Annotated in this window: 19 protein-coding genes; 14 read left to right on the plus strand and 5 right to left on the minus strand. The window is 74.0% G+C overall.

The genetic code is table 11. The annotated features are described in order from the left end of the window. The coding region (locus H6X67_RS10660; RefSeq protein WP_249435531.1) for a tyrosine-type recombinase/integrase at positions 1-563 on the plus strand (563 nt) is incomplete at its 5' end. Between the two features lie 46 nt (positions 564-609). Here the strand turns inward: H6X67_RS10660 and H6X67_RS10665 are convergent. Then, positions 610-1302 carry a murein hydrolase activator EnvC family protein gene (locus H6X67_RS10665; RefSeq protein ID WP_249435532.1) on the minus strand — a complete coding sequence of 231 codons (693 nt, stop codon included), beginning with the start codon at positions 1300-1302 and terminating at the stop codon, positions 610-612. 579 nt (positions 1303-1881) lie between these two features. Between H6X67_RS10665 and rpsB the strand changes: the two genes are divergently transcribed. The 10 genes from rpsB to H6X67_RS10715 all read left to right on the plus strand — a co-directional run bounded on the left by rpsB (position 1882) and on the right by H6X67_RS10715 (position 13250). Continuing rightward, positions 1882-2718 carry a 30S ribosomal protein S2 gene (gene rpsB / locus H6X67_RS10670; RefSeq protein WP_249369464.1) on the plus strand — a complete coding sequence of 279 codons (837 nt, stop codon included), beginning with the start codon at positions 1882-1884 and terminating at the stop codon, positions 2716-2718. Positions 2719-2766: 48 nt separating this feature from the next. After that, the gene (gene tsf, locus H6X67_RS10675) at positions 2767-3606 is read left to right on the plus strand and encodes a translation elongation factor Ts (protein WP_249369466.1); all 840 of its coding nucleotides are present in this window, start codon (positions 2767-2769) and stop codon (positions 3604-3606) included. A 209-nt stretch (positions 3607-3815) separates the two neighbouring features. Continuing rightward, on the plus strand, positions 3816-6344 hold the full coding sequence (locus H6X67_RS10680) for a sialidase family protein (RefSeq protein WP_249369468.1): 2529 nt from the start codon (positions 3816-3818) through the stop codon (positions 6342-6344). Positions 6345-6554: 210 nt separating this feature from the next. Then, positions 6555-7295, plus strand: a complete 741-nt coding sequence (gene pyrH / locus H6X67_RS10685) for a UMP kinase (protein WP_249369470.1) — start codon at positions 6555-6557, stop codon at positions 7293-7295. Between the two features lie 48 nt (positions 7296-7343). Beyond that, complete coding sequence (frr, locus tag H6X67_RS10690) at positions 7344-7901, plus strand: ribosome recycling factor (RefSeq protein ID WP_249369472.1); 558 nt, start codon at positions 7344-7346, stop codon at positions 7899-7901. A 47-nt stretch (positions 7902-7948) separates the two neighbouring features. Then, positions 7949-8881: a phosphatidate cytidylyltransferase gene (locus H6X67_RS10695; RefSeq protein WP_249369474.1), complete on the plus strand. Its 933-nt coding sequence runs from the start codon at positions 7949-7951 to the stop codon at positions 8879-8881. Positions 8882-9170: 289 nt separating this feature from the next. Further along, positions 9171-10349, plus strand: coding sequence for a dual-specificity RNA methyltransferase RlmN (rlmN, locus tag H6X67_RS10700; protein ID WP_396121329.1), 1179 nt, complete (start codon positions 9171-9173; stop codon positions 10347-10349). Then, positions 10346-10891: a DivIVA domain-containing protein gene (locus tag H6X67_RS10705; RefSeq protein ID WP_249368632.1), complete on the plus strand. Its 546-nt coding sequence runs from the start codon at positions 10346-10348 to the stop codon at positions 10889-10891. The genes rlmN and H6X67_RS10705 overlap by 4 nt, the downstream gene beginning before the upstream one ends. A gap of 57 nt (positions 10892-10948) precedes the next feature. Continuing rightward, positions 10949-12262, plus strand: a complete 1314-nt coding sequence (locus tag H6X67_RS10710; RefSeq protein WP_249368631.1) for a M50 family metallopeptidase — start codon at positions 10949-10951, stop codon at positions 12260-12262. Between the two features lie 31 nt (positions 12263-12293). Beyond that, positions 12294-13250, plus strand: coding sequence for a GNAT family N-acetyltransferase (locus H6X67_RS10715; RefSeq protein WP_249368634.1), 957 nt, complete (start codon positions 12294-12296; stop codon positions 13248-13250). Positions 13251-13279: 29 nt separating this feature from the next. Here H6X67_RS10715 and H6X67_RS10720 read toward each other — a convergent pair whose 3' ends face one another. Together H6X67_RS10720 and H6X67_RS10725 are read right to left on the minus strand one after the other, a co-directional pair. Beyond that, the gene (locus H6X67_RS10720) at positions 13280-14653 is read right to left on the minus strand and encodes a hydroxymethylglutaryl-CoA reductase, degradative (protein ID WP_249368630.1); all 1374 of its coding nucleotides are present in this window, start codon (positions 14651-14653) and stop codon (positions 13280-13282) included. After that, positions 14650-15876: a thiolase family protein gene (locus H6X67_RS10725; protein WP_249368629.1), complete on the minus strand. Its 1227-nt coding sequence runs from the start codon at positions 15874-15876 to the stop codon at positions 14650-14652. Before H6X67_RS10725 ends, H6X67_RS10720 begins: the two co-directional genes overlap by 4 nt. 149 nt (positions 15877-16025) lie before the next feature. Here H6X67_RS10725 and H6X67_RS10730 point away from each other — a divergent pair, with 149 nt between their 5' ends. From H6X67_RS10730 to H6X67_RS10740, 3 genes are all read left to right on the plus strand, one after another. Beyond that, entirely contained in the window at positions 16026-17204 is a 1179-nt protein-coding gene (locus H6X67_RS10730; RefSeq protein ID WP_249368628.1) for a hydroxymethylglutaryl-CoA synthase, read from the plus strand. Positions 17205-17333: 129 nt separating this feature from the next. Then, the gene (locus tag H6X67_RS10735; RefSeq protein WP_249368627.1) at positions 17334-17669 is read left to right on the plus strand and encodes a hypothetical protein; all 336 of its coding nucleotides are present in this window, start codon (positions 17334-17336) and stop codon (positions 17667-17669) included. After that, entirely contained in the window at positions 17666-19024 is a 1359-nt protein-coding gene (locus H6X67_RS10740; RefSeq protein ID WP_249368626.1) for a tripartite tricarboxylate transporter permease, read from the plus strand. The genes H6X67_RS10735 and H6X67_RS10740 overlap by 4 nt, the downstream gene beginning before the upstream one ends. A gap of 32 nt (positions 19025-19056) precedes the next feature. Here the strand turns inward: H6X67_RS10740 and fni are convergent, their stop codons facing one another. Further along, entirely contained in the window at positions 19057-20181 is a 1125-nt protein-coding gene (gene fni, locus H6X67_RS10745; protein WP_283251390.1) for a type 2 isopentenyl-diphosphate Delta-isomerase, read from the minus strand. Beyond that, the gene (locus tag H6X67_RS10750) at positions 20178-21362 is read right to left on the minus strand and encodes a phosphomevalonate kinase (RefSeq protein WP_249368625.1); all 1185 of its coding nucleotides are present in this window, start codon (positions 21360-21362) and stop codon (positions 20178-20180) included. Before H6X67_RS10750 ends, fni begins: the two co-directional genes overlap by 4 nt. Positions 21363-21371 lie beyond the last annotated feature (9 nt).

Genomic DNA, 21371 nt, shown 5'->3' on the forward strand with positions numbered 1-21371 from the left:
CCGCCGGGCAGGCCCGCGAGGCCGCGCGCGGTGAGCGCGGCGCCGAGGCGGCCCGGGCGCTGGCGACCGCGCTGCGCGACGCCGCCCTGCTCGAGATGCTCTACGCCACCGGGGTGCGGGTCTCCGAGCTGTGCGGCCTCGACCTGACCGACGTCGACCGCCGTGAGCGCACGGTCAAGGTGCTCGGCAAGGGCGGCAAGGAGCGGGTCGTGCCCTACGGCGCCCCAGCCGACCGGGCCCTGGCCCAGTGGCTGGACCACCGGCGGGTGCTCGTCTCACCGCGCTCCGGCAGCGCCCTGTTCCTCGGGGTGCGCGGTGGGCGCGTGGACCCGCGCGCCGTGCGCGAGCTCGTCCACCGCACGGCGGCCGCCGCGGGCGTGCCGGACCTCGGACCCCACGGGCTGCGCCACAGCGCCGCCACGCACGTGCTGTCCGGTGGAGCGGACCTGCGCAGCGTGCAGGAGCTGCTCGGCCACTCGTCACTGGCCACGACCCAGCGCTACACGCACGTGACCCCCGAGCGGCTGCGCGCCGTCTACGAGCAGGCCTTCCCCCGGGCCTGAGGGGGCACCGGGCGGGGTGTCGCCGGGGTGCGCTCAGGCCCCCGGCTCATGTGCCCGGCTCATGGGAGGCGTCGAGGGGCTTGAGCCGGATGACGGGCCGCTCCAGCAGCCGCAGCGGGTTGACGTAGGTCTTGCGCCCGGTGCGCGCACCCCAGTGGAGGGCGTCCACGCCGTCGGAGCGGTGCCCGGCCACGAGCACCCCGATGACCTGGCCCGCCACCACCTGCTCCCCGGCGGCGACCCCCGCCTCCACGGGCTCGTAGGTGGTACGGATGCCGCCGTCGTGGTCGATGGAGACCACCGGTCGCCCCGCGACGCTCCCCGCGAAGGCCACCGTCCCCGCCCCTGCGGCGAGGACGGGCGATCCCGCGGCCAGCGCCAGGTCGACCCCGCGGTGCCCCGGGCCCCAGACCTGGGACGGCGGGTTGAAGCCCTCCAGCACCGGTGCGGGCGCCCCGGTGGGCCACCGCCACTCCTCCGCCGGCGCGACGTGCCCCACGGCGGGGGCGTGCGCCCGGCCCCCGTGGACCCCGGCCAGCGCGGCCGGCAGCGGGCCCGCGCCCAGCACGAGCCCGGCCAGGGCGAGGCAGGCCATGACCGGGCGCAGCAGGCAGTGGCACCGGGGGCGGGGGCCCGCACCGGGGCCGGTGCCGGCGGGTGGGACCAGACGGGGACTGGCGGGCGGGACCCGGTGGGGGCCGACCGGTGGGCGACTCACAGCCGCGGTGGTGGTGCTCATGGCCCGAGGCTGCCGTGACCCGGGCGCCCCGTCACCCAGGTCGGGATGCTCCTGTGGGCAACCCGGCACGGGGGGTGCGGCGGCGCCCGCCTGTGGAGCCCGGCGAGGTCGGCCCGCCGGAGCGGGGCGGTGGGCGGGCGCGCGGCGCCGAGGTGACGCGCACAACACCCGCGACGGGGACCTTTGCGCGTCCCGGCGCGGAAAGGTCCCCTTAGCGCGTGATAGTGTCGCCGACGCAGTCTGTGCGGGTCCGCCCGCACCTGACTGACTTCGCGTGCCCGCGCCCGCGAGCCCCCGACTCCTGCCGGCCCTGCCGGCAGGCACGAGGAGGGCGAGTGGGATCGTCCTTTCGGACGCCACGGCCGAGGTCCCGCAGAGCGTCTGCGGGTGGCCGGGCGTCGCGGGCACCAGGCCCCGTCCGCAGCCACCCGGCCGTGGAGCCCGGACCGCCCGCGCGGCCCGAGGTCAACGGGGGACAACCACCACGGGACGCCGTCGGACCGCCACAGGGGCGGAGCCCGGCCCGTCCCCTCACTCCGTGGGCGGGGCAACCTCCCCGCCCGCAGCGAAAGGACCGTCATGGCCATCGTCACCATGCGTCAGCTCCTCGAGTCCGGCGTCCACTTCGGTCACCAGACCCGCCGCTGGAACCCCAAGATGAAGCGCTTCATCCTCACCGAGCGCAACGGCATCTACGTCATCGACCTCGCCAAGAGCGTCGAGGGCATCAACGTCGCCTACGACTTCGTCAAGGAGACCGTCGCCCGCGGCGGCAACATCCTCTTCGTCGGCACCAAGAAGCAGGCCCAGGCCGCCGTCGCCGAGCAGGCCCAGCGCGTCGGCATGCCCTTCGTCAACCAGCGCTGGCTGGGCGGCATGCTCACCAACTTCTCCACCGTGCGCGCCCGCCTGGACCGCATGAAGGAGCTCGAGCAGATCGACTTCGACGACGTGGCCGGCTCCGGCCGCACGAAGAAGGAGCTGCTCATGATGCGCCGTGAGAAGGACAAGCTCACCAAGACCCTCGGCGGCATCCGCGACATGGCCAAGCTGCCCTCCGCCATCTGGGTCGTGGACACCAAGAAGGAGCACCTGGCGATCGCCGAGGCCCAGAAGCTGGGCATCCCGGTCATCGCCATCCTCGACACCAACTGCGACCCCGACGAGGTCACCTACGGCATCCCCGGCAACGACGACGCCATCCGCGCCGTCAGCCTGCTCACCCGCGTCATCGCCGACGGCGTCGCCGACGGCCTCGTGGCCCGCTCCGCCGGCCGCGCCCGCACGGGCGAGGAGGCCGAGGCCGGCACCGCCGACGCCGAGCCGCTGCCCGAGTGGGAGGCCGAGCTCCTCGCCGGCGCTGAGGCTACTGAGGCTGCTGAGGCCCCGGCGGCTGAGGCCGCCGAGCAGGCCTGAGCCCTCCACCGACCACCACCGCTAGCACAGCTTCCAAGGAGAACATCCATGGCGAACTACACCACCGCCGACATCAAGGCCCTGCGCGAGCAGACCGGCGCCGGCATGATGGACGTCAAGAAGGCTCTCGACGAGGCCGAGGGCAACCTCGAGAAGGCCGTCGAGATCATCCGCGTCAAGGGCCTCAAGGGCATCGCCAAGCGCGAGGGCCGCGCGACCAGCGCCGGCCTCATCGCCGCCCAGGTCGTCGACACCGCCGAGGGCCAGGTCGGCATCCTCGTCGAGACCAACGCCGAGACCGACTTCGTCGTCAAGAACGAGAAGTTCATCGACTTCTCCACCAAGGTCCTCGCGGCCGCCGTCGCCTCCGGCGCCGAGACCGTCGAGGCCCTGGCCCAGGTCGAGGTCGACGGTGAGACCGTCCAGGCCCTCACCGACGGCATGCAGGCCGTCATCGGCGAGAAGATCGTCGTCTCGCGCATCGCCCGCCTGGCCGCGCCGAAGGTCGACCTCTACCTGCACCGCACCAACCCGGACCTGCCGGCCCAGGTGGCCGTCCTCGTCGGCACCGACGACAAGGCCGCCGAGGTCGCCCACGACGTCGCGATGCACATCGCCGCGTACTCCCCGCAGTACCTCACCCGCGACGAGGTCCCGGCCGACGTCGTCGAGAAGGAGCGCGCCATCGCCGAGGAGACCACCCGCGCCGAGGGCAAGCCCGAGCAGGCCATCGCCAGGATCGTCGAGGGGCGCCTGGGCGGCTTCTTCAAGGAGATCTGCCTCACGGAGCAGGCCTACGCCAAGGACCCCAAGACCACGGTCGGCAAGGTCGTCACGGCCACCGGCGGTGAGGTCACCGGTTTCGTGCGCCTGCGCGTGGGTGCCTGACATCCTCAGCACCACGCCTCCTGCGTCGCCCTAGGGCCCTGCGGGAGGCGAGGACGGCCGGGGCCGGGTAGCACTGTCTACCCGGCCCCGGCCGTCCTGTCGTTGCCGGCCCATGGACATCCGTCGTGACCCGGTTGAGACACGGACTTGAGTTATGACGTCAGATGTATGACGATCTGGGTATGGCTCAACGACGAACCAGAATCCTCATGACCCTGCTCGCCGCACTGGCGCTGTGTGTTCCCGCAGCCCTCGTGCCCGTCCCCCAGGCCCACGCCGAGACCTTCGACCTGGGCACCATTGACCTGGCGGTCACTGGCATCCCCGCCAACGGTGCCTCCTGGACCGTCGGTGAGACGGTCCCGATCGACGTCACCATCACCAACACCACCTCCCAGCCCCTCGGCTTCCGCCCGAGCACCTCCAACCTCACCAACTACGAGGGCTGCCGCTGGCACCAGGCGCCGCCCAACACGCCGCAGGTGTGCACCGGGCGGGCGCGGTACACGGTGACCGCCGCCGACGTCGCCGCCGGCACCCTCCACCCCTCGATCTCCTACAACGCCTACTCGGCACCGGACTACGGAGGCACCGAGACCTTCGTCGGGACCGTCACCGCCGAGCTGCCGGTCGTCATCGAGCAGACCCCCGACGACCCCGCCAACCCGGTCCTGGACGTCGAGATCGCGGCTCTGACCCCCGCCCCCGCAGACGGCCTCTACCGCCTCGGACAGGTCATCGACTACCGCCTGCGCGTGACGAACACGTCGGCGGTCAACCGCTCCGTCCTCGTCAGTGCCTCCGACCTGGACGGCACCGTGCACTGCCGCTGGAACACCCTGGCCGCGGGCGACACCCAGGACTGCCTCTTCGCCTCGTACACCATCACCACCGAGGACGTCGAGGCGGGCAGCGTGACGCCGAGCGTCACCTTCGCGGTCACCTCCTCCACCGGCTACAGCGGCTCCGTCACACGCGTCGGCCCCCTGACAGGCGAGACCCTCCAGACCGGTGGGCCCACCACCTTCGAGACCGCGGTCCCCACTCTCAGCGAGGACGCCGACCCGGCACTGGACGCCGGCGTCTCCAGCCCGATCGTCCTGGGCCGCCAGCGCGATGGCGCCTACAACATCCGCATCCCCGCCATCGCCGTCGCCCCCAACGGCGACCTGCTGGCGTCCTACGACCGCCGGCCGGTGGACGGCGGCGCCAGCGGCGGCGACTCTCCGAACGCGAACTGGATCGTCCAGCGCCGCTCCACCGACAACGGCGCCACCTGGGAGCCCGAGACCGTCATCGCCCAGGGCGACGTCGTCGACGCCGAGCGGCTGGGCTTCTCCGACCCCTCCTACGTCGTGGACGCCACAACGGGCACCGTCTTCAACTTCCACGTCCAGAGCTACGACTCGGGTGTCTTCGCCAACAGCCCGGCCTATACCCGGGGTGCCGACGGACGCATCGACGAGACCGACCGCCACACGATGAACCTGGGCCTGTCCGTCTCCACGGACAACGGCCACACCTGGAACCAGCGGGTCGTCACCGCCCAGGCCCTGCACGACAAGACCGACCTGCGCGCGTGCTTCGCCACCTCCGGCGCCGGCATCCAGAAGAAGCAGGCCCCCCACGCGGGCCGTCTCGTCCAGCAGGTCGCCTGCGTGCGCACCGACGGACAGATCGTCGCCATGTCCATGTACTCCGACGACCACGGTGAGACCTGGGCCACCGGCGCCTACACCCCCACCGACCGCGGAGACGGCCAGGCACCGTGGAGGTTCGACGAGAACAAGGTCGTCGAGCTCTCCGACGGGCGCCTCATGCTCAACTCACGGGCCCCGGGGACCGGCCACCGCCTCGTCGCCATCTCCGAGGACGGCGGTGCGACCTGGGGCGAGCCCTACCTCGAGACCCAGATCATCGACCCCACCAACAACGCCCAGATCATCCGTGCCTACCCCAACGCCGCCCCCGGCTCGGCGCGCGCCAAGGTGCTGCTCTACTCCGGCACCCTCAACCCGTCCGCCAGGACCAACGGCACCGTGCTCGCCTCCTGCGACGACGGCCAGACCTGGAGCCACAGCCGTGAGCTCATCCCCGGCGGCACCGGCTACACGACGATGGCGGTCCAGGCGGACGGTTCCATCGGGCTGCTGTTCGAGCAGCGGATCTGGAACGACATCGCCTACCTCAGCTTCACGCTCAGCGACATCGCCCCCAACCTGTGCGAGGCCCCCGACCTGCAGGTCGCCGGCATCGAGGACCAGAGCCTGACCGACGGCCAGGAGCTGCCCGCCGTGGCGGTGACCACCAGCGGGGGAGACCCGGTGCTGGAGGACACGGTCGATGTCTCCGGCCTGCCCGAGGGCCTGGCCTACGACGCCCGGACCGGGACCATCACGGGCCGGGCCAAGGCGGGCATCACGCAGAAGACGGACTACCAGGTGACCGTGACCGTCACCGAGGCGGAGGACGGCACCGGCCTGGCGCCCCGCACGGCCACGACGACCTTCACCCTGACCCTGCAGCCGGCCCCCCAGCCTCCGACGACGGCTCCTGCCGACCCGACGACGGCCCCTGCCGACCCGACGACGGCCCCTGCTAAGCCGAGCGCCAAGCCCCAGTCCAGCAAGGGCCACAGCCTCGCCCGCACGGGCGTGGCCACCGTGGCGCTGCTCACCGCTGCCGGGGCCCTGGGCGCAGGAGGCCTCCTGCTGCGCCGTCGGACCAGTCGCTCCTGAGCCCCTCGGCCTGACACTGAGGCCCACTGGGGCCGCTGCCGCCAGCCACGTCCTGTGGCCGGCGGCAGCGGCCCCTCTTTCCTGGACCCTCTTGATCCCGGGCGTGCACCACCGGGCCGGCGTCCCCGGGACCTGTGAGCAGGTAGGCTCGCCCGAGGGCACGCGTGCCCTCCAGCCCGGAACCGGGACCCACGAGCGAGGAGAGCCTTGATGACCGCAGCGGACACCCCCAGCACCCTCGCCCGCCCGCGTCGTGTCCTGCTCAAGCTCTCCGGTGAGGTCTTCGGCGGCGGCAGCGTCGGCCTGGACCCCGACGTCGTCTCCGACGCCGCCCGCCAGATCGCCGAGGCCGTGCGCCAGGGCGTCCAGGTCGCCGTCGTCGTCGGCGGTGGCAACTTCTTCCGCGGCGCCGAGCTCTCCCAGCGGGGCATCGACCGCGCCCGCGCCGACTACATGGGCATGCTCGGCACCGTGATGAACGCCCTCGCCCTGCAGGACTTCATCGAGCAGGCCGGCGTGCCCGCCCGCGTCCAGTCCGCCATCGCCATGACCCAGGTCGCCGAGCCCTACCTGCCGCTGCGGGCGATCCGGCACCTGGAGAAGGGGCGCGTCGTCGTCTTCGGCGCCGGCGCCGGGCTTCCCTACTTCTCCACGGACACCGTCTCCGCCCAGCGCGCCCTCGAGTCCCACTGCGACGAGCTCCTCGTGGGCAAGAACGGCGTCGACGGCGTCTACACCGCCGACCCGCGCAAGGACCCCAGTGCCAGGATGCTCGACGCCCTCACCTACGAGCGGGCCCTGGCCGACGGGCTGCAGGTGGTCGACGCCTCCGCCTTCGCCCTGTGCCGGGACAACAACCTCACGATGAGGGTCTTCGGTATGGGCGAGCCCGGCAACATCACCCGTGCCCTGCTCGGGGAGAAGATCGGCACCCTCGTCACCAGCGCCTGAGACGGCCACCACCACCGCACGAACCCCACGAACACCTAAGGAACACCGATGATCGACGACGTCATGCTCGAGGCCGAGGAGAAGATGGAGGCCGCCCTCGAGGCCGCCAAGCGCGAGATGGCCGCCATCCGCACCGGCCGCGCCAACCCCGCCATGTTCAACACCATCATGGTCGACTACTACGGCGCCCCCACCCCGCTGCAGCAGCTCGCCGGGATCACCATCCCCGAGGCCCGCACCGTCATCGTCAGCCCCTTCGACCGCTCCGCGATGAAGGCCATCACCACGGCCATCCGCGAGTCCGACCTCGGCGTCAACCCCACCGACGACGGCACCGTCATCCGCGTGACCCTGCCCGCCCTCACTGAGGAGCGCCGCAAGGACTACGTCAAGCTCGCTCGCACCCGCGCCGAGGACTCCCGCGTCCAGGTCCGCGGCATCCGCGGCAAGTCGAAGAAGGAGCTCGAGGCCATCAAGAAGGCCGGGGAGGCCGGGGAGGACGACGTCAAGCGCGCCGAGACCGAGCTCGACGCCCTCACCAAGCGCTTCGTCGAGGCCGTCGACACCGCCCTGGCCGCCAAGGAGTCCGAGCTCCTCGAGGTCTGAGGCGCCCTGAGGCCCCGCCCGACCGGACGGCACCACCCGTGAGCCTGCTGAGCAGCCTGCTGACCCCGCCGCCGACGCGCAACCACACGCCCCTGCCCTCCACCGGGCGCGCCGGGCGCAACCTGCCCGCCGCCGTCGGGGTGGCCGTCGCCCTCATCGCGGTGGTCCTCGCCTCCTTGCTGGTCAAGAAGGTCGTCTTCGTCGGCCTCGTCGTCGTCGCCGTCTGCGGCGCCCTGTGGGAGCTCGCCGGCGCCTTCGCCCGCAAGGGCATCCGCCTGCCGCTGGCCCCCCTGTGGCTCGGCACGCTCGGCATCGACGTGTGCGCCTGGACCCTGGGAGCCGAGGGCGCCTTCGGCGCCTACATCGCCACCGCCGGCGCCTGCGTCCTGTGGTGCTTCCTCGACCAGGCGGAGGCGGACTCCGGGACCCTGCTCGAGGCCGCCGGCCACGACGACGTGCCCCGCACCCACGCCCACGACGCCGTCCGGCGCTCCCGCTCCGTCACCGCCGCCGCCTCGGTGCTGGCCGCCAGCTACCTGCCCTTCCTGGCGGGCTTCGCCGTCCTGCTCGTCTCCCAGGAGCACGGCGCCGGCAAGATCATCATGCTCATCGCCCTGCCCGTCGCCAACGACACCGGCGGATGGCTCGCCGGCATCACCTTCGGCAAGCACCCCATGGCGCCGAGCGTGTCGCCCAAGAAGTCCTGGGAGGGCTTCGCCGGCTCCGTCACCGCGACGGTGCTCGCCGGGGGCCTGTGCGTGTGGGCCCTGGACGGGCCCGTGTGGGCGGGGGCGCTGCTCGGCCTCGTCGTCGTCATCGTCTCCACCCTGGGCGACCTGGGGGAGTCCCTGCTCAAGCGGGACCTGGGCCTGAAGGACATGGGCACCCTCCTGCCCGGGCACGGCGGCCTCATGGACCGCCTCGACTCCATCCTCGTGGCCGCCCCGGTGGTCTACGTCGCCTCCCTCCTGCTGCGCTGAGGCCAGGAGCCGGACCCGCCGGTGACGAGGACGGGGCCGCGCGTGTGACCCCCGGCGCGGCGCCGGGGCCCGCCGACCGGTAACCTCGGCACCCGCGCACCCGCGCACCCGCGCCCTGAGCACGCACCGACCCGGTGAGAGGAACTCCAGCCTCGTGAGCCCCGCCAACGACCAGTCACATCGCACGGCCACCGCCGCGCGCCCCTCGCCCCAGACCGGGCAGACCGGGAGGGCCCGCCCCCAGGTGCCCGTCGGCATCCGGCGCCGCCGCCCCGGCGAGGTCCAGGTCATGCCCACGGACCAGGCGCCCGAGGGCGCCACCAGCCCCGACGCCAGGCCCCGCCTGTCCTTCGCCGTGCCCGTCGCCCGCGGCAAGGCGCCCCGCCACCTGGCCGACCTCGACCTGGCCGGGCGCAAGAGCGCCCTCGCCGACGCGGGCCTGCCGGCCTTCCGCGCCGACCAGCTCTCACGCCACTACTTCTCCCACTTCACGCGCGAGCCCGCGGACATGACCGACCTGCCCGCCGCCCAGCGCGAGGACCTGGCGGCCGAGATCCTGCCCGAGCTCATCACCGAGGTGCGGGCCCTCAGGGCCGACGGCGGGCGCACCATCAAGCACCTGTGGGAGCTGCACGACGGCGTGCGCGTGGAGTCCGTCCTCATGCGCTACCGCGAGCGCACCACCCTGTGCGTGTCCTCCCAGGCCGGCTGCGGCATGGCCTGCCCCTTCTGCGCCACCGGCCAGATGGGCCTCACCCGCAACCTGTCCACCGCGGAGATCATCGAGCAGGTCCGCCACGCCGCCCTGGCCTCCCAGCGCGGCGACCTCGCCGGGGGCCCCGCCCGCCTGTCCAACGTCGTCTTCATGGGCATGGGCGAGCCGATGGTCAACTACAAGAACGTCGTCGCCGCCCTGCACCGTATGACCGACCCGGCCCCGGAGGGCTTCGGCCTGTCCGCCCGCGGCATCACCGTCTCCACGGTGGGCCTCGTGCCGCTCATCCGCCGCCTCGCGGGGGAGGGGGTCCCGGTGACGCTGGCCGTGTCCCTGCACGCCCCCGACGACGCCCTGCGCGACGAGCTCATCCCTGTCAACTCCAAGTGGAAGGTCGGTGAGCTCCTCGACGCCGCCCACGACTACTTCGAGGCCACCGGCCGGCGCGTGTCCATCGAGTACGCCCTCATCAAGGACATGAACGACCACGCCTGGCGGGCCCAGCTGCTCGCGGACGAGCTCAACCGGCGCGGGCGCGGCTGGGCCCACGTCAACCCCATCCCCCTCAACCCCACCCCCGGCTCCATCTGGACCTGCTCGGAGCCGGACGTCCAGGACCGGTTCGTGGATACACTGCGCCAGGCGGGCATCACCACGACCGTGCGTGACACCCGGGGCAGCGACATCGACGGCGCCTGCGGCCAGCTGGCCGCCGAGGTGCTGGGCCAGGAGAGGTCGAGGACACAGGAATGAGCGGCATGTTCCCCAAGGTGGGCGCCCTGAGCAGGGGCTACCGGTCCGAGCAGGTCGAGCGCTACTTCAGCATCGCGCACGAGATCTACGAGGCCGGCGACCTGGAGGAGATGGACTCCGAGGGCGTGCGCACCGTCGCCTTCGACGTCGTCCACGGCGGCTACCAGCCCGACGCCGTCGACGCCGCCCTGGACCGCCTCGAGGCGGCCTTCCTCCAGCAGCGCCGCGCTGACGTCGTCTCCCGGCTGGGACGCGACGCCTGGATGCGTCAGGTGGCCGAGCTCGCCACCACCCTGTACCCCAGGCTCCTGCGCCCCGCCGGTGAGCGCTTCGCCCCCGCCCGGGGCCGCGGCTACAGCCGCGAGGAGGTCGATGACCTCATGGACCGCGTCGCCGCCTACTTCGACTCCGCCGCCACCCTCACCTCCGGGCAGGTCCGCGCCGCCCTGTTCACCTCCGCGCGCGGGGCCAAGGCCTATGAGGAGCACAGTGTGGACCGCTACCTCGCGCGCGTGGTCGAGGTGCTGCTCTCCGTCGAGTGAGTGCCCGGGCCCGAGCCGTCCACTCACCCGCCGCCCGACACCACAGGAGGCCGCCGCATGAGCGCCACCCTCGCCTACGCCCTGGGCGTCCTCGTCCTCGTCGTCGGCATCGCCCTGTCCGTGGCGCTGCACGAGCTGGGGCACATGCTGCCGGCCAAGGCCTTCGGCGTGAAGGTCCCCGAGTACTTCATCGGCTTCGGGCCGCGCCTGTGGTCCTTCCACCGCGGCGGCACCGAGTACGGCGTCAAGGCGGTCTGGCTGGGCGGCTACGTGCGCCTGCTGGGCATGCTCCCGCCCGCCCGTCCCGGCCGCCCGGACAAGCCCGGGGGCATGGTCGCCGAGGCCCGCGAGGAGTCCCTGGCCGAGCTCGGCCCCGACGAGCAGCACCGGGCCTTCTACCGCCTGAGCGTGCCCCGCAAGCTCGTCGTCATGGCCGGAGGCATCCTCACCAACCTCGTCCTGGGGGTCCTGCTGCTGGCCGTGGCCCTGGGCGTCGTGGGGCAGCCCGGCTACACGGCCACTGTCGCCACGGTCTCCGCGTGCGTCTCCTCCGACATCGACGCCGGGGCCGGGTGCACCGCCACGGACCCGGTCTCGCCAGCCAGAGCCGCCGGCCTCGAGCCGGGCGACCGGCTGCTCACCTGGGCGGGGGCCCCGCTCACGAGCTGGGCGGACGTGCAGGCGGCGATCCTCGCCAACGGCACCGGGCCGAGTGAGGTCGTCGTCGAGCGCGGTGGGCAGCGGCTCACCCTCACCGTCACCGCCGTCGAGGTCGAGCGGACCGTCCACGACGAGGCCGGCCAGCCGGTCACCGGTGAGGACGGCACGGTGCTCACCCACCCGCGCCCCTACGCGGGGCTCAGCCCGGCCTTGGGCACCGTGCGCGTGCCCGCCGGCGAGGTCGCCGGGCAGGTCGCGAGCGCCGTCGGCCAGACGCTGCGGGCCATCATCACCATCCCCGCCGGCCTCTACCACGCGGTCCTGGCGGGGCTGGGGGCTGAGGAGCGCAGCCCCGAGGGCCTCATCAGCCTCGTCGGCATGGGGCGCATCGCCGGGGAGGTCTCCGCGGCGGGGGCCGGCACGGGACGCGTGCCCTTCTCCGCGCGCCTGTACTCGATGCTCAGCCTCCTGGGCTCGCTCAACCTCGCCCTGTTCGCCTTCAACCTCGTGCCCCTGCTGCCGCTCGACGGTGGGCACGTGGCCGGCGCCTGCTGGGAGGGTCTGCGCCGCACCTGGGCGCGTGCCACCGGCCGGCCGGACCCCGGCTACGCGGACACCGCCCGCATGCTGCCCGTCGGCCAGGTGGTCTTCGGCCTGCTCATCCTCATGGCGGTGCTGCTCATCTGGGTGGACCTCGTCGCCCCCCTGTGAGAAGCACCCTGTGAGAAGCAGCGTGCGCCTCCTGCCCCGCCCCTCCCGGCTCCTGGGGCCCGTGTCACCGGCGACGGCCGGGGGCCTGCTCGACCTGTGCGCCCTCGACCCGGTCGCCGGCGTGAGCCTGGCCGGCCAGCTGCGCCGTTGGCCGGCCTGGGGCAGCGGCGACGTCGTCGCCCTGGGTCGTGCCGCCAGCCCCGACGGCGGCGCCTGGACCACCGGCTCGCTCCTGCCCTTCGGCCTCGCCGCCAGGCCGGCACTGGGCCACGCGGGCGCGAGCAGCGCGCAGGTGCGGGCGCTGGCCGAGCACGCCCGACGGCGCCTGACCCGCAACGGCTCCGTCTACGGCCCCGTCGAGGACGTCGAGCCGGTCTGGAGCGAGCTCGTGGGCCTGGGCCTGGCCGGCCGCGAGGAGAGGTGGACCCAGCCCGTGCTCGTGGCGCCCCACCTGCCCGGGGGCCTGGCCCGTGCCGCGCTCGACCGGCGCCCCGCCATGAGGTGGGCGGCCGCTGTGCTGCACGCGGCCACGGGCGAGGAGGCCCCGCTCGTGCTGCCCGCCTCGGTGGCGATGTTCCACGCCGAGCTCGGCTACGACCCCACGGCGTGCGGTGGAGCCTACGCCCGTCACGTCTCCTGGCTCGTGGGCGCACGGCGCACCTACGTCGTCCTCGACGACGGCGAGGGGCGGGCGCCGCTGCCCGGGGGCCCGAGACGGGTGGCCTTCAAGGCGGACGTCGGCGCCCTGTGGCAGGCGCCGCGGGGCGGTGTCGCCCAGCTCACCGGTGTGTGGACCCGTGAGGACCTGCGCGGCCAGGGGCTGGGCAGCGTGGCCCTGGCCGCCGTGGTCGACGCGGTGCGCGCCGAGCACGTGGGCCCGGGCGGCACCGTGAGCCTGTACGTCAACGACTACAACACGGCGGCACTCGGCCTGTACCGGGGGCTGGGCTTCGAGCGCGCGGGGACCTACGCGACCATCCTGCTGTGAGGAGGGCCCCGCTCAGCCCTCGCCGGCCGTCACTGGACCTCACCGGCCTCAGCGCGGACCCGGGCGAGCAGGGCGCGGGCGGTGTCCTGGTTCATGCGCGGCGCCGCGCGCAGCAGCTCGGCGACCCGCTCGATCTGCTCCCCGCGCGCGCCCACGGTGATCGCCAGGGCGCGCGAGTGCATCGACATGTGCCCCTTCTGGATCCCGTCGGTGACCAGCGCGCGCAGGGCCGCGAGGTTCTGCGCCAGGCCGACGGCGGCGACCACGCGCGCCAGCTCGGCGGCGTCGTCCACCCCGGTGAGAGCGAGCGCGGCCTCGGCCTGGGGCAGGGCGTGGATCGTGCCCCCGACGCTCGCCAGCGGCAGCGGCACGCTCATCCGCCCGTGCAGCACCGGGGCGTCCTGGGCGCCCGTGAGCGACCAGTGCGACAGGCCCCGGTAGCGCCCGTCGCGTGCGGCCCAGGCGTGGCAGCCGGCCTCCACCGCGCGCGTGTCGTTGCCGATGGCGAGCGCGGCGGCGTGGATCCCGTTCATCACGCCCTTGTTGTGGGTCACCGCGCGGGTGGTGTCCACCTGGGCGAGGTCGGAGGCCAGGGCGATGCGGCGCGCGGTGCGCCCCGCGAGGGCGGCCAGCTCCTCGGCCGACAGCCCGCGTGCGGCGCGGGCCGGCACGAGCAGCGGCGCCGGCAGGTCGCAGGAGACCTCGACCAGGGCCTCGACGGCGTAGTTGGAGATGATCGCCAGCAGCACCTCCTCCTGAGGGAAGCGTTCACGCAAGACGGCGGCGACGGCCTCGCCGATGGTGTCGACGATGTTCGCGCCCATGGCGTCGCGCACGTCGACGCTCAGGTCCACGCTCACGAAGCCCCGCGTGCCGGCCGGCGTACCGTCCGCAGCTCCGGCACCGGTGACGTCCGGGTCCGCGGGCGGCAGGGCGCGCACGCGCACCTCGCGCAGGCCCCCGCCGCGGGCGACGATCGAGGGGTGGGCCCGGGCCGCGGCGGCGAACAGCTCCTCACGGCACTGCTCGATGCGGGTGACGAGCTCCGGGTCGCGCGGCTCGGCCACCACCACCTGCCCCGTCACCAGGCGCGTGGGCGTCACGGCCGTGAAGCCGCCCGCCTCGCGCACGATCCGCGCGCCGTTGGAGGCGGCGGCCACGACCGAGGCCTCCTCGGTGCACAGCGGCACCGTGTACGTGCGCCCGTTGACCAGCATGCCCGGCACCACCCCGATGGGCAGGTGCAGCTGGCCCACCTGGTTCTCCACGAGCCGGGAGGCGGTGTGCGGGTCCAGCCCGGACGGGTCGGCCAGGACCTTGGCCGCCCCCGGGGTGAGCAGGCCCTCGGCGACCATCTGCCCGCGCCGCTCGGTGGGGCTGAGCTCGTAGAAGCGGCGGCTCACAGGGTCTCCCGGGCGGCGGGGGAGGCCAGGGACTCCACGAGCACGGCGATGCCCATGCCACCGCCCACGCACAGCGAGGCGACCCCGCGGCGCAGGCCCTCGCGCCGCAGCCGGTGCACGAGGGTGACGAGGATGCGGGCGCCGGAGGCGCCCAGCGGGTGGCCGAGGGCGATGGCCGAGCCCATGGGGTTGACCGTCTGCGGGTCCAGTTCCAGGTCCTGGCTCACGGCCAGGGATGTCGCGGCGAAGGCCTCGTTGATCTCGTAGGAGTCGATGTCCGCCGTCGTCAGGCCCTGGTGGGACAGCAGGTCACGGATCGCGGTGGTGGGGGAGAAGCCCATGATCCGCGGGTCGATGGCGATCTCCGAGGAGCTGGACAGCACCGCCAGCACGTCCAGGCCGTGGCGGCGGGCGTAGTCCGCGGAGGTCAGCACGAGGGCCGCGGCGCCGTCGGCCACCGAGGAGGCGTTGCCGGCGGTGACGGTGCCGTGCTCGGCGAAGACGGGGCGCAGGCCCGCCAGCCGCTCCTCGTCCGTGTCCGGGCGGATCGGCTCGTCGTGGTCCAGGCGCTCGCCGCCGGGCAGGTCCACCGGGGCGATCTCCTGGGCGTACAGGCCCTCGCGGGTGGCGCTGGCCGCCCGCTCGTGCGAGCGCAGCGCCCAGGCGTCCTGGCTCGCCCGGTCGATGGCGTGCTGCTTGGCGACCTCCTCGGCCGTGACCCCCATCGCCTCACCGCTGAAGGCGTCCGTGAGCCCGTCGACCATGAGGGAGGGCTGGGGCTCGAGGTAGGAGCGGGTCTCCGGGTCGTAGGCGGACACGAGCGCCGCCCGGGTCATCGACTCCGTGCCGCCGGCGACGACGACGTCGGCGCGGCGCAGCCGGATGAGCTGCTCGGCGAGGATGACGGACTTCAGGCCGGAGCCGCAGACCTCGTTGACGGTCATCGCCGGCACCCGCACCGCCAGGCCGGCGCCCAGCGCGACCTGGCGCGCCACGTTCTGCCCGGCACCGCCCTGGTAGACGTTGCCGAAGATGAGCTGGGCGACGTCGTCGGCAGCCCCCGGCACCCGTTCCAGGGCCGCACGCACCGCGTGGGCGCCCAGCTCGGCGGCGGTCATGTGGGACAGGCTGCCGCGGCGGCGTCCCGTCGGCGTGCGCATCGCTGAGACGATGACGGCGGTGCTGCCCTCGAGCCGGGCGAGGTCGCGGCGGGTGTCGTGCATGGAGCCCCCGATCATGAGGTGGTATGTGGGGCGTAGTCTAGACTCCTGCGGTGCCCGGGGCGTCGCCCGCTCGGCCGCGTCAGCGCCCGGCCGGCGCCGTCGTGACGGCCTGACCCACCCCGCCCACCGACCCACTCCTGGAGGCCCGCGTGCTCATCGGCATCGACTCGCTCGAGATCGCCACCCCGGACCTGTACCTCGACATGACGGACCTCGCGGTGGCCCGCGGTGTGGACCCCGCCAAGTTCCACATCGGGCTCGGGCAGGACCAGATGGCCGTCGCGCCCGCCAGCACCGACGCCGTCACCCTCGCCGCCCGCGCCGCCGCCGCCGTCCTGGCCAGGGCGGATGAGGCCGACACCGCCTCCCTCGGGCTCGTCGTCCTGGGCACCGAGTCCGCCGTCGACGCCTCCAAGGCCATGGCCGTCATGGTCCACGGGCTGCTCGGCCTGCCCGAGGCGGTGCGCGCCTTCGACATCCGTGAGGCCTGCTACGCGGGCACCGCCGGGCTCATGACCGCCGTGGACTACGTGGCCGCGCACCCGGGGCGCACCGCCCTCGTCATCGCCTCGGACCTGGCCCGCTACGGCCTGGGCACCGGCGGCGAGCCCACCCAGGGGGCGGGCGCCGCCGCGATGCTCGTGCGCCAGGACCCGCGCCTGCTCGTCATCGACCCGGACTCCACCGCCCGCACCGAGGACGTCTACGACTTCTGGCGCCCCGAGGGCGAGAGCGTCCCGCGCGTGGACGGGCACCTGTCCAACCGGTGCTACACCGACATGTTCGCCCGGGTCCTGGCCGCCCACCGCCGCACGAGCGGCCTGGACGTGGCGGACTACGCGGCGCTGTGCTTCCACCTGCCCTACACCAAGATGGGCCGCAAGGCGCTGGCCGGCGTCCTGGCCCCCGAGGAGGCCGAGGCGCGCGGGCTGGGCCACCTCTACCGCCGCTACGAGGAGTCCCTGACCTACTCGCGGCGCGTGGGCAACTGCTACACGGCCTCCCTCTACCTGGGCCTGGCCTCGTTGCTCGACCACTCGGACCTGCGCCCCGGGGACCGCCTGGGCCTGTTCTCCTACGGCTCGGGCGCGGTGGGCGAGCTCGTCACCGCCACCGTCGTCGAGGGCTTCCGCTCACGCCGCGACCCCGACGCGGGCGTGGCGGCGCTCGACGCGCGCAGGCGCCTGGGCGTCGAGGAGTACGAGGCGGTGCTCACCGAGTCCCTGGAGCCGGTCGGGGAGGACACCTCCGGCACGCGTCTGCCGGACGCCGGCCCCTACGCCCTCACCGGGGTGGTGGACGGCGTGCGCCGCTACCGGCGCCCCTGAGCCCGCCGCCGTGGGCCGGCGCGCGGGCGCTCCGCACCCACGCGCCGGGCACGCCTGCGGGACGTGGCATGGGCTACGTCATAGGACGTCGTACCTACTGAGCGCCGCCCGGGTGCGTAGAGTCCGGGCGTGCACCACAACGCCTCCACGCGCGCCGGCGCCCCCCAGGAGCCCCACATCGAGGTCTGGAACGACCTCGTCAGCGCGCGCGACCTCGTCCTGTCCCTGGCGGTCTGCGCCGCCTGCGCCGGCGGCGCCCTCACCGTCGCCACCCTCGCCGGCGGCCAGCTGCTCTTCTGGGGACTGGGAGGCTCCGTCCTCGGCTTCGCCCTCAGCTGCCTGCTCGTGCGGCCCAAGCGCGACGTGAGCATCATCGAGACCGGCACTGAGGTCAGCACTGAGACCGGCGAGCCCAACGAGTCTCCCGGTTCGGGATTCCCCGGCCCCACGGGGGCCCGGCCGTGACCCTCACCATGCTCGCCCCCATGCTCGTGGCCGTCCTGGCCGCCGTCGTCCTGTACTCCTTCATCGGCTTCATCCCCGGCACGGACGAGACGAGCGTCCTGGCGCCCGTCACCCTCGCCCTCGTGCTCTCCGGCGCCGGCCCTGAGGTGGTCCTCGCCTTCTTCATCTCCGCCATTGTCACCCTCAACCTCATGAACGCCATCCCGACGGCCCTGGTGGGCCTGCCCGGCGGCGTCATGAGCGCCCCGCTCATGGAGCACGCCGTCCTGCTGCGCTCGCGGGGCATGGCCTCGACGACGATCCGCAAGATGGCCGTCGGCTCCGCCATCGGCACGGTCGTGTCCATCCCGCTGGCCTTCCTCCTGGCCGCCGCCGTCGCCCCGCTGGCCGAGCCCATCAAGGACCGGGCCCCGCTCATCCTCGCCCTGGGCGCCTGCCTGCTCGCCGTGCTGGGCCAGAACCGGCTCCTGGCGCTCATCTCCATCGTTCCCCTGGCCCTCCTCTTCAGGGGCCTGCCGGCCGTCTACGAGGCCAACGGCATCATCGAGCCCGGTGACAGCGTCAACATCTCCTTCTTCCTCGGCATCACCGTCGGTCCGCTGCTCGTCACCCTGCTCGAGCTGCTCAACAAGCGGCGCCGCGAGGCCCTGCCGCACGGCACCCTGACCCGGGCGCGCCTGAGCGCCGACGGCTTCCGCTCGCGCGAGCTGCGCCCGCACCGGCTCGTCACCGGTCCCGAGGGCGGCTGGAGCGCCGCCATGGCCGCCGCCTCCACCCCCCTGTTCGTCCTGTCCCCAGTGGGCCTGACCTTCCTGCTCGGCGAGGCCTCCACGGCCCGGGTCAAGGACCCGGTGGAGCGGGCGAAGCGGGCCGTGACCGTCATGAGCTCGCTCACCCACTCGACCTACCTGGCGGGAGTCATCATCCCGCTCGTGGCCCTGGGCATCCCGGTCTCCGGCGTGTCCGCGGGCCCGGCCGGCCCCCTGTTCGAGGCCGACGGCGTCTACAGCCTCGAGCGCAACATCCACCACCTGCTGACCCTGCCCCAGTTCGTCACCGCCACCGTCCTGGGGGCGCTCGTCGCCGTCGTCGTCACCTACGTGGTGGCGGTGCGCTGGTCCAGCCAGATCACCCACTTCGTCATCAGGCGGGTGCCCCACGAGGCCGTCCTGTCCCTGTTCGTGTCCCTCATCGTCGTGCTCGCCTACATCGACGCCGGTGCGGCCAACGTCTTCGGCGTGCTGCTCGTGGGCGTCGTCTGCGGCTGCCTCAACCGCCTGGGCGTGTCCTACGGGGTGCAGTTCATGACGCTGTACGCCGCGCCCGGCATCGTGTCCTGGCTCGCCTCCCTCTGAGCCTCCCGGGTCCGGTGCCGGGGGGCCGGGGCCTAGGCCGAGCGCCGGGCCAGGGCCGCGAGGTCCATGCCCAGCAGCCGGGCGCGCTCCGCGGTGGGCCCGGTCACCAGCAGGTCCGTGCGGGCCAGGTCCGCCACCCGAGAGGCCCCCAGCAGTGCCATGGTCCCGCGCACCTGCTCCTTCCAGGAGACGAGCTCGCGGTACAGGGCCTCCGGCCCGGACTCGGTGAGCGTGCGCATGAAGTGCCCCGAGGCCCCCACCGCGCGCGCCCCCAGGGCCAGGCCCCGCACGACGTCCAGGGGGGTGCGCACCGCGCCGGAGGTCAGCACCTCCACCGGGACGGCCCCCGCCGGGGAGTGCAGGCACTCGAGCAGGCACAGAGCCGCGCTCTGCCCCCAGCCGACGAGGTCCCGGTAGGCGCCGTCCTCGCGCCGGGCGGTCTCGATGGCCACGAAGTCCGTGCCGCCGTTGCCGGCCACGTCCGCCGCCGCCACGCCGAGGTGGGCGAGCTGGACCACGGTGCGCCGCGACAGGCCGAAGCCGACCTCCTTGACGACGACCGGCACCCCCACGGCGGCGGTGATCCGCGCGATGCGCTCGGCCCAGTCCGAGAAGTCCCGGTCACCCTCCGGCATCGGCACCTCCTGGGCGACGTTGACGTGCACCTGCAGGGCGTCGGCCTCCAGCATCTCGACCGCCCGCAGGGCGTCCCGGGGAGCGACCGTGGGCCCCACGTTGGCCAGCACGAAGGCCCGGGGGGCCGTGCGGCGGATGACGCGGAAGGTGTCCTCGCGCGAGGGATCGCGCAGCGCCACGTGCTGCGAGCCCGAGGCGATGGCCACGCCCGCGGCGGCCGCCGCCTCGGCCAGCCCCGCGTTGAGCCGCCCCGTGGACTCGGTCCCACCCGTCATCGCGTTGACGTAGAAGGGCACCTGCCAGCTGCCGCCCAGGACCCAGGTGGACAGGTCGACGGCGTCGACGTCGGTGCCCGGCAGGGCGTGGTGGAGGAAGCCGATGTCCGCCCAGGGGGTCGCCTTGCCGGGCCCGTGCAGGCTCATGGCCAGGCGCACGTGCTCGTCCTTGCGCTCGGCGTGCGCGCTCACGGCGACGCCGGGCCGGGCGGACGGCGCGCCCCCGGGCTGGGTGACGGGGCTCATGAGGCCTCCTCGCTACGGGTGAAGACAGCCAGGTCGAGAGGGACGATGCCGGCCTCGGCCCAGGCCGCGCGCAGGGCTGCCGTGCTCGTGGCGGGGCCGTGCAGGGCGATGCCGCAGTCCCCGCCGCCGGCCCCCGAGCTCTTAGCCGCCGCGCCGTGGGCGCAGGCGATCTCGACCAGGCGCGAGAGCCCGGGCGTCTCGATGACGACGCCACTCATCCGCGACAGCTCCGCCAGGAGGGCGCGGTGACCACCCACCTGCCGGCGCACCCCTGCCAGGTCCCCGGCCTCCAGGGCCGTGACGAGCCCGGCCAGGCAGGCCTCGGAGGCGGCGAGGAACTGCTCGTAGGACGTCACGTGCCCGCTGCCCGCGGCGGGCACGGCCGGGGCGCTCGTACCGGGGTCCGCCGGACCGGTGGCGGCACACGTGGAGGGGCCGGCGGGCGGCGTGCCCGCCGGCAGGCGGGACTTGACGTGGGAGACGAGGCTGGCCGTCGAGGCCGGCTCCCCGGTCCAGCCGACCAGCAGGTCGATCCCGTCCGCCTGCGGCATCCGGCGCACCGCCAGCCCGGGCCATCGGGCCGCCAGCAGCGCGCCGACGCCGCACCCGCGCCGCTGCCCGCGCAGCCACTGGCGGTCCGGGGAGGAGTACAGCACCCAGCCCGTGAGGGCGCTCGCCGCCAGGTCCCCCCCGGAGCCCACGGGCTCGACGGCGTCGGAGGCCAGCAGCGCCATCTTGAGCACGTCCAGGTCGCTCAGGTCCAGGCCGTGGAAGCCGGCCACGGCCCGCACGGTCGCCACCGTCACCGCCGCCGAGGACCCCAGGCCCAGCTTGCGCCCGGAGGCGTCGTCGAGCTCGCTGATGACGTCCAGGTGCACCATGTCCGGCTCGCGCCCGCGCTCACGCACCAGCTCCTCGACCACCCGCAGCGCGGAGATGACGTAGTCGACCTCACCGGTGCTCGGCACGGCCAGGCCCCGCGCGTCCCGCTCCCAGGTGCGCTCACCGCCGTCGTACAAGGCCGAGGACACCCGGGCGCGAGGCCCCGCGGCCGTGGCCGCCGTGACCGTGAGGAAGCGGTCCACGGCCACGAGCAGGGCCGAGTGCCCGCTCTCGACGACCGCGTACTCACCGGCGACGTACAGCTTGCCGGGGGCCTGGCGCGTGACAGACCGGTTCATGCTCCCAGT

Source organism: Actinomyces sp. AC-20-1 (assembly GCF_023369555.1).
Lineage (GTDB): Bacteria > Actinomycetota > Actinomycetes > Actinomycetales > Actinomycetaceae > Actinomyces.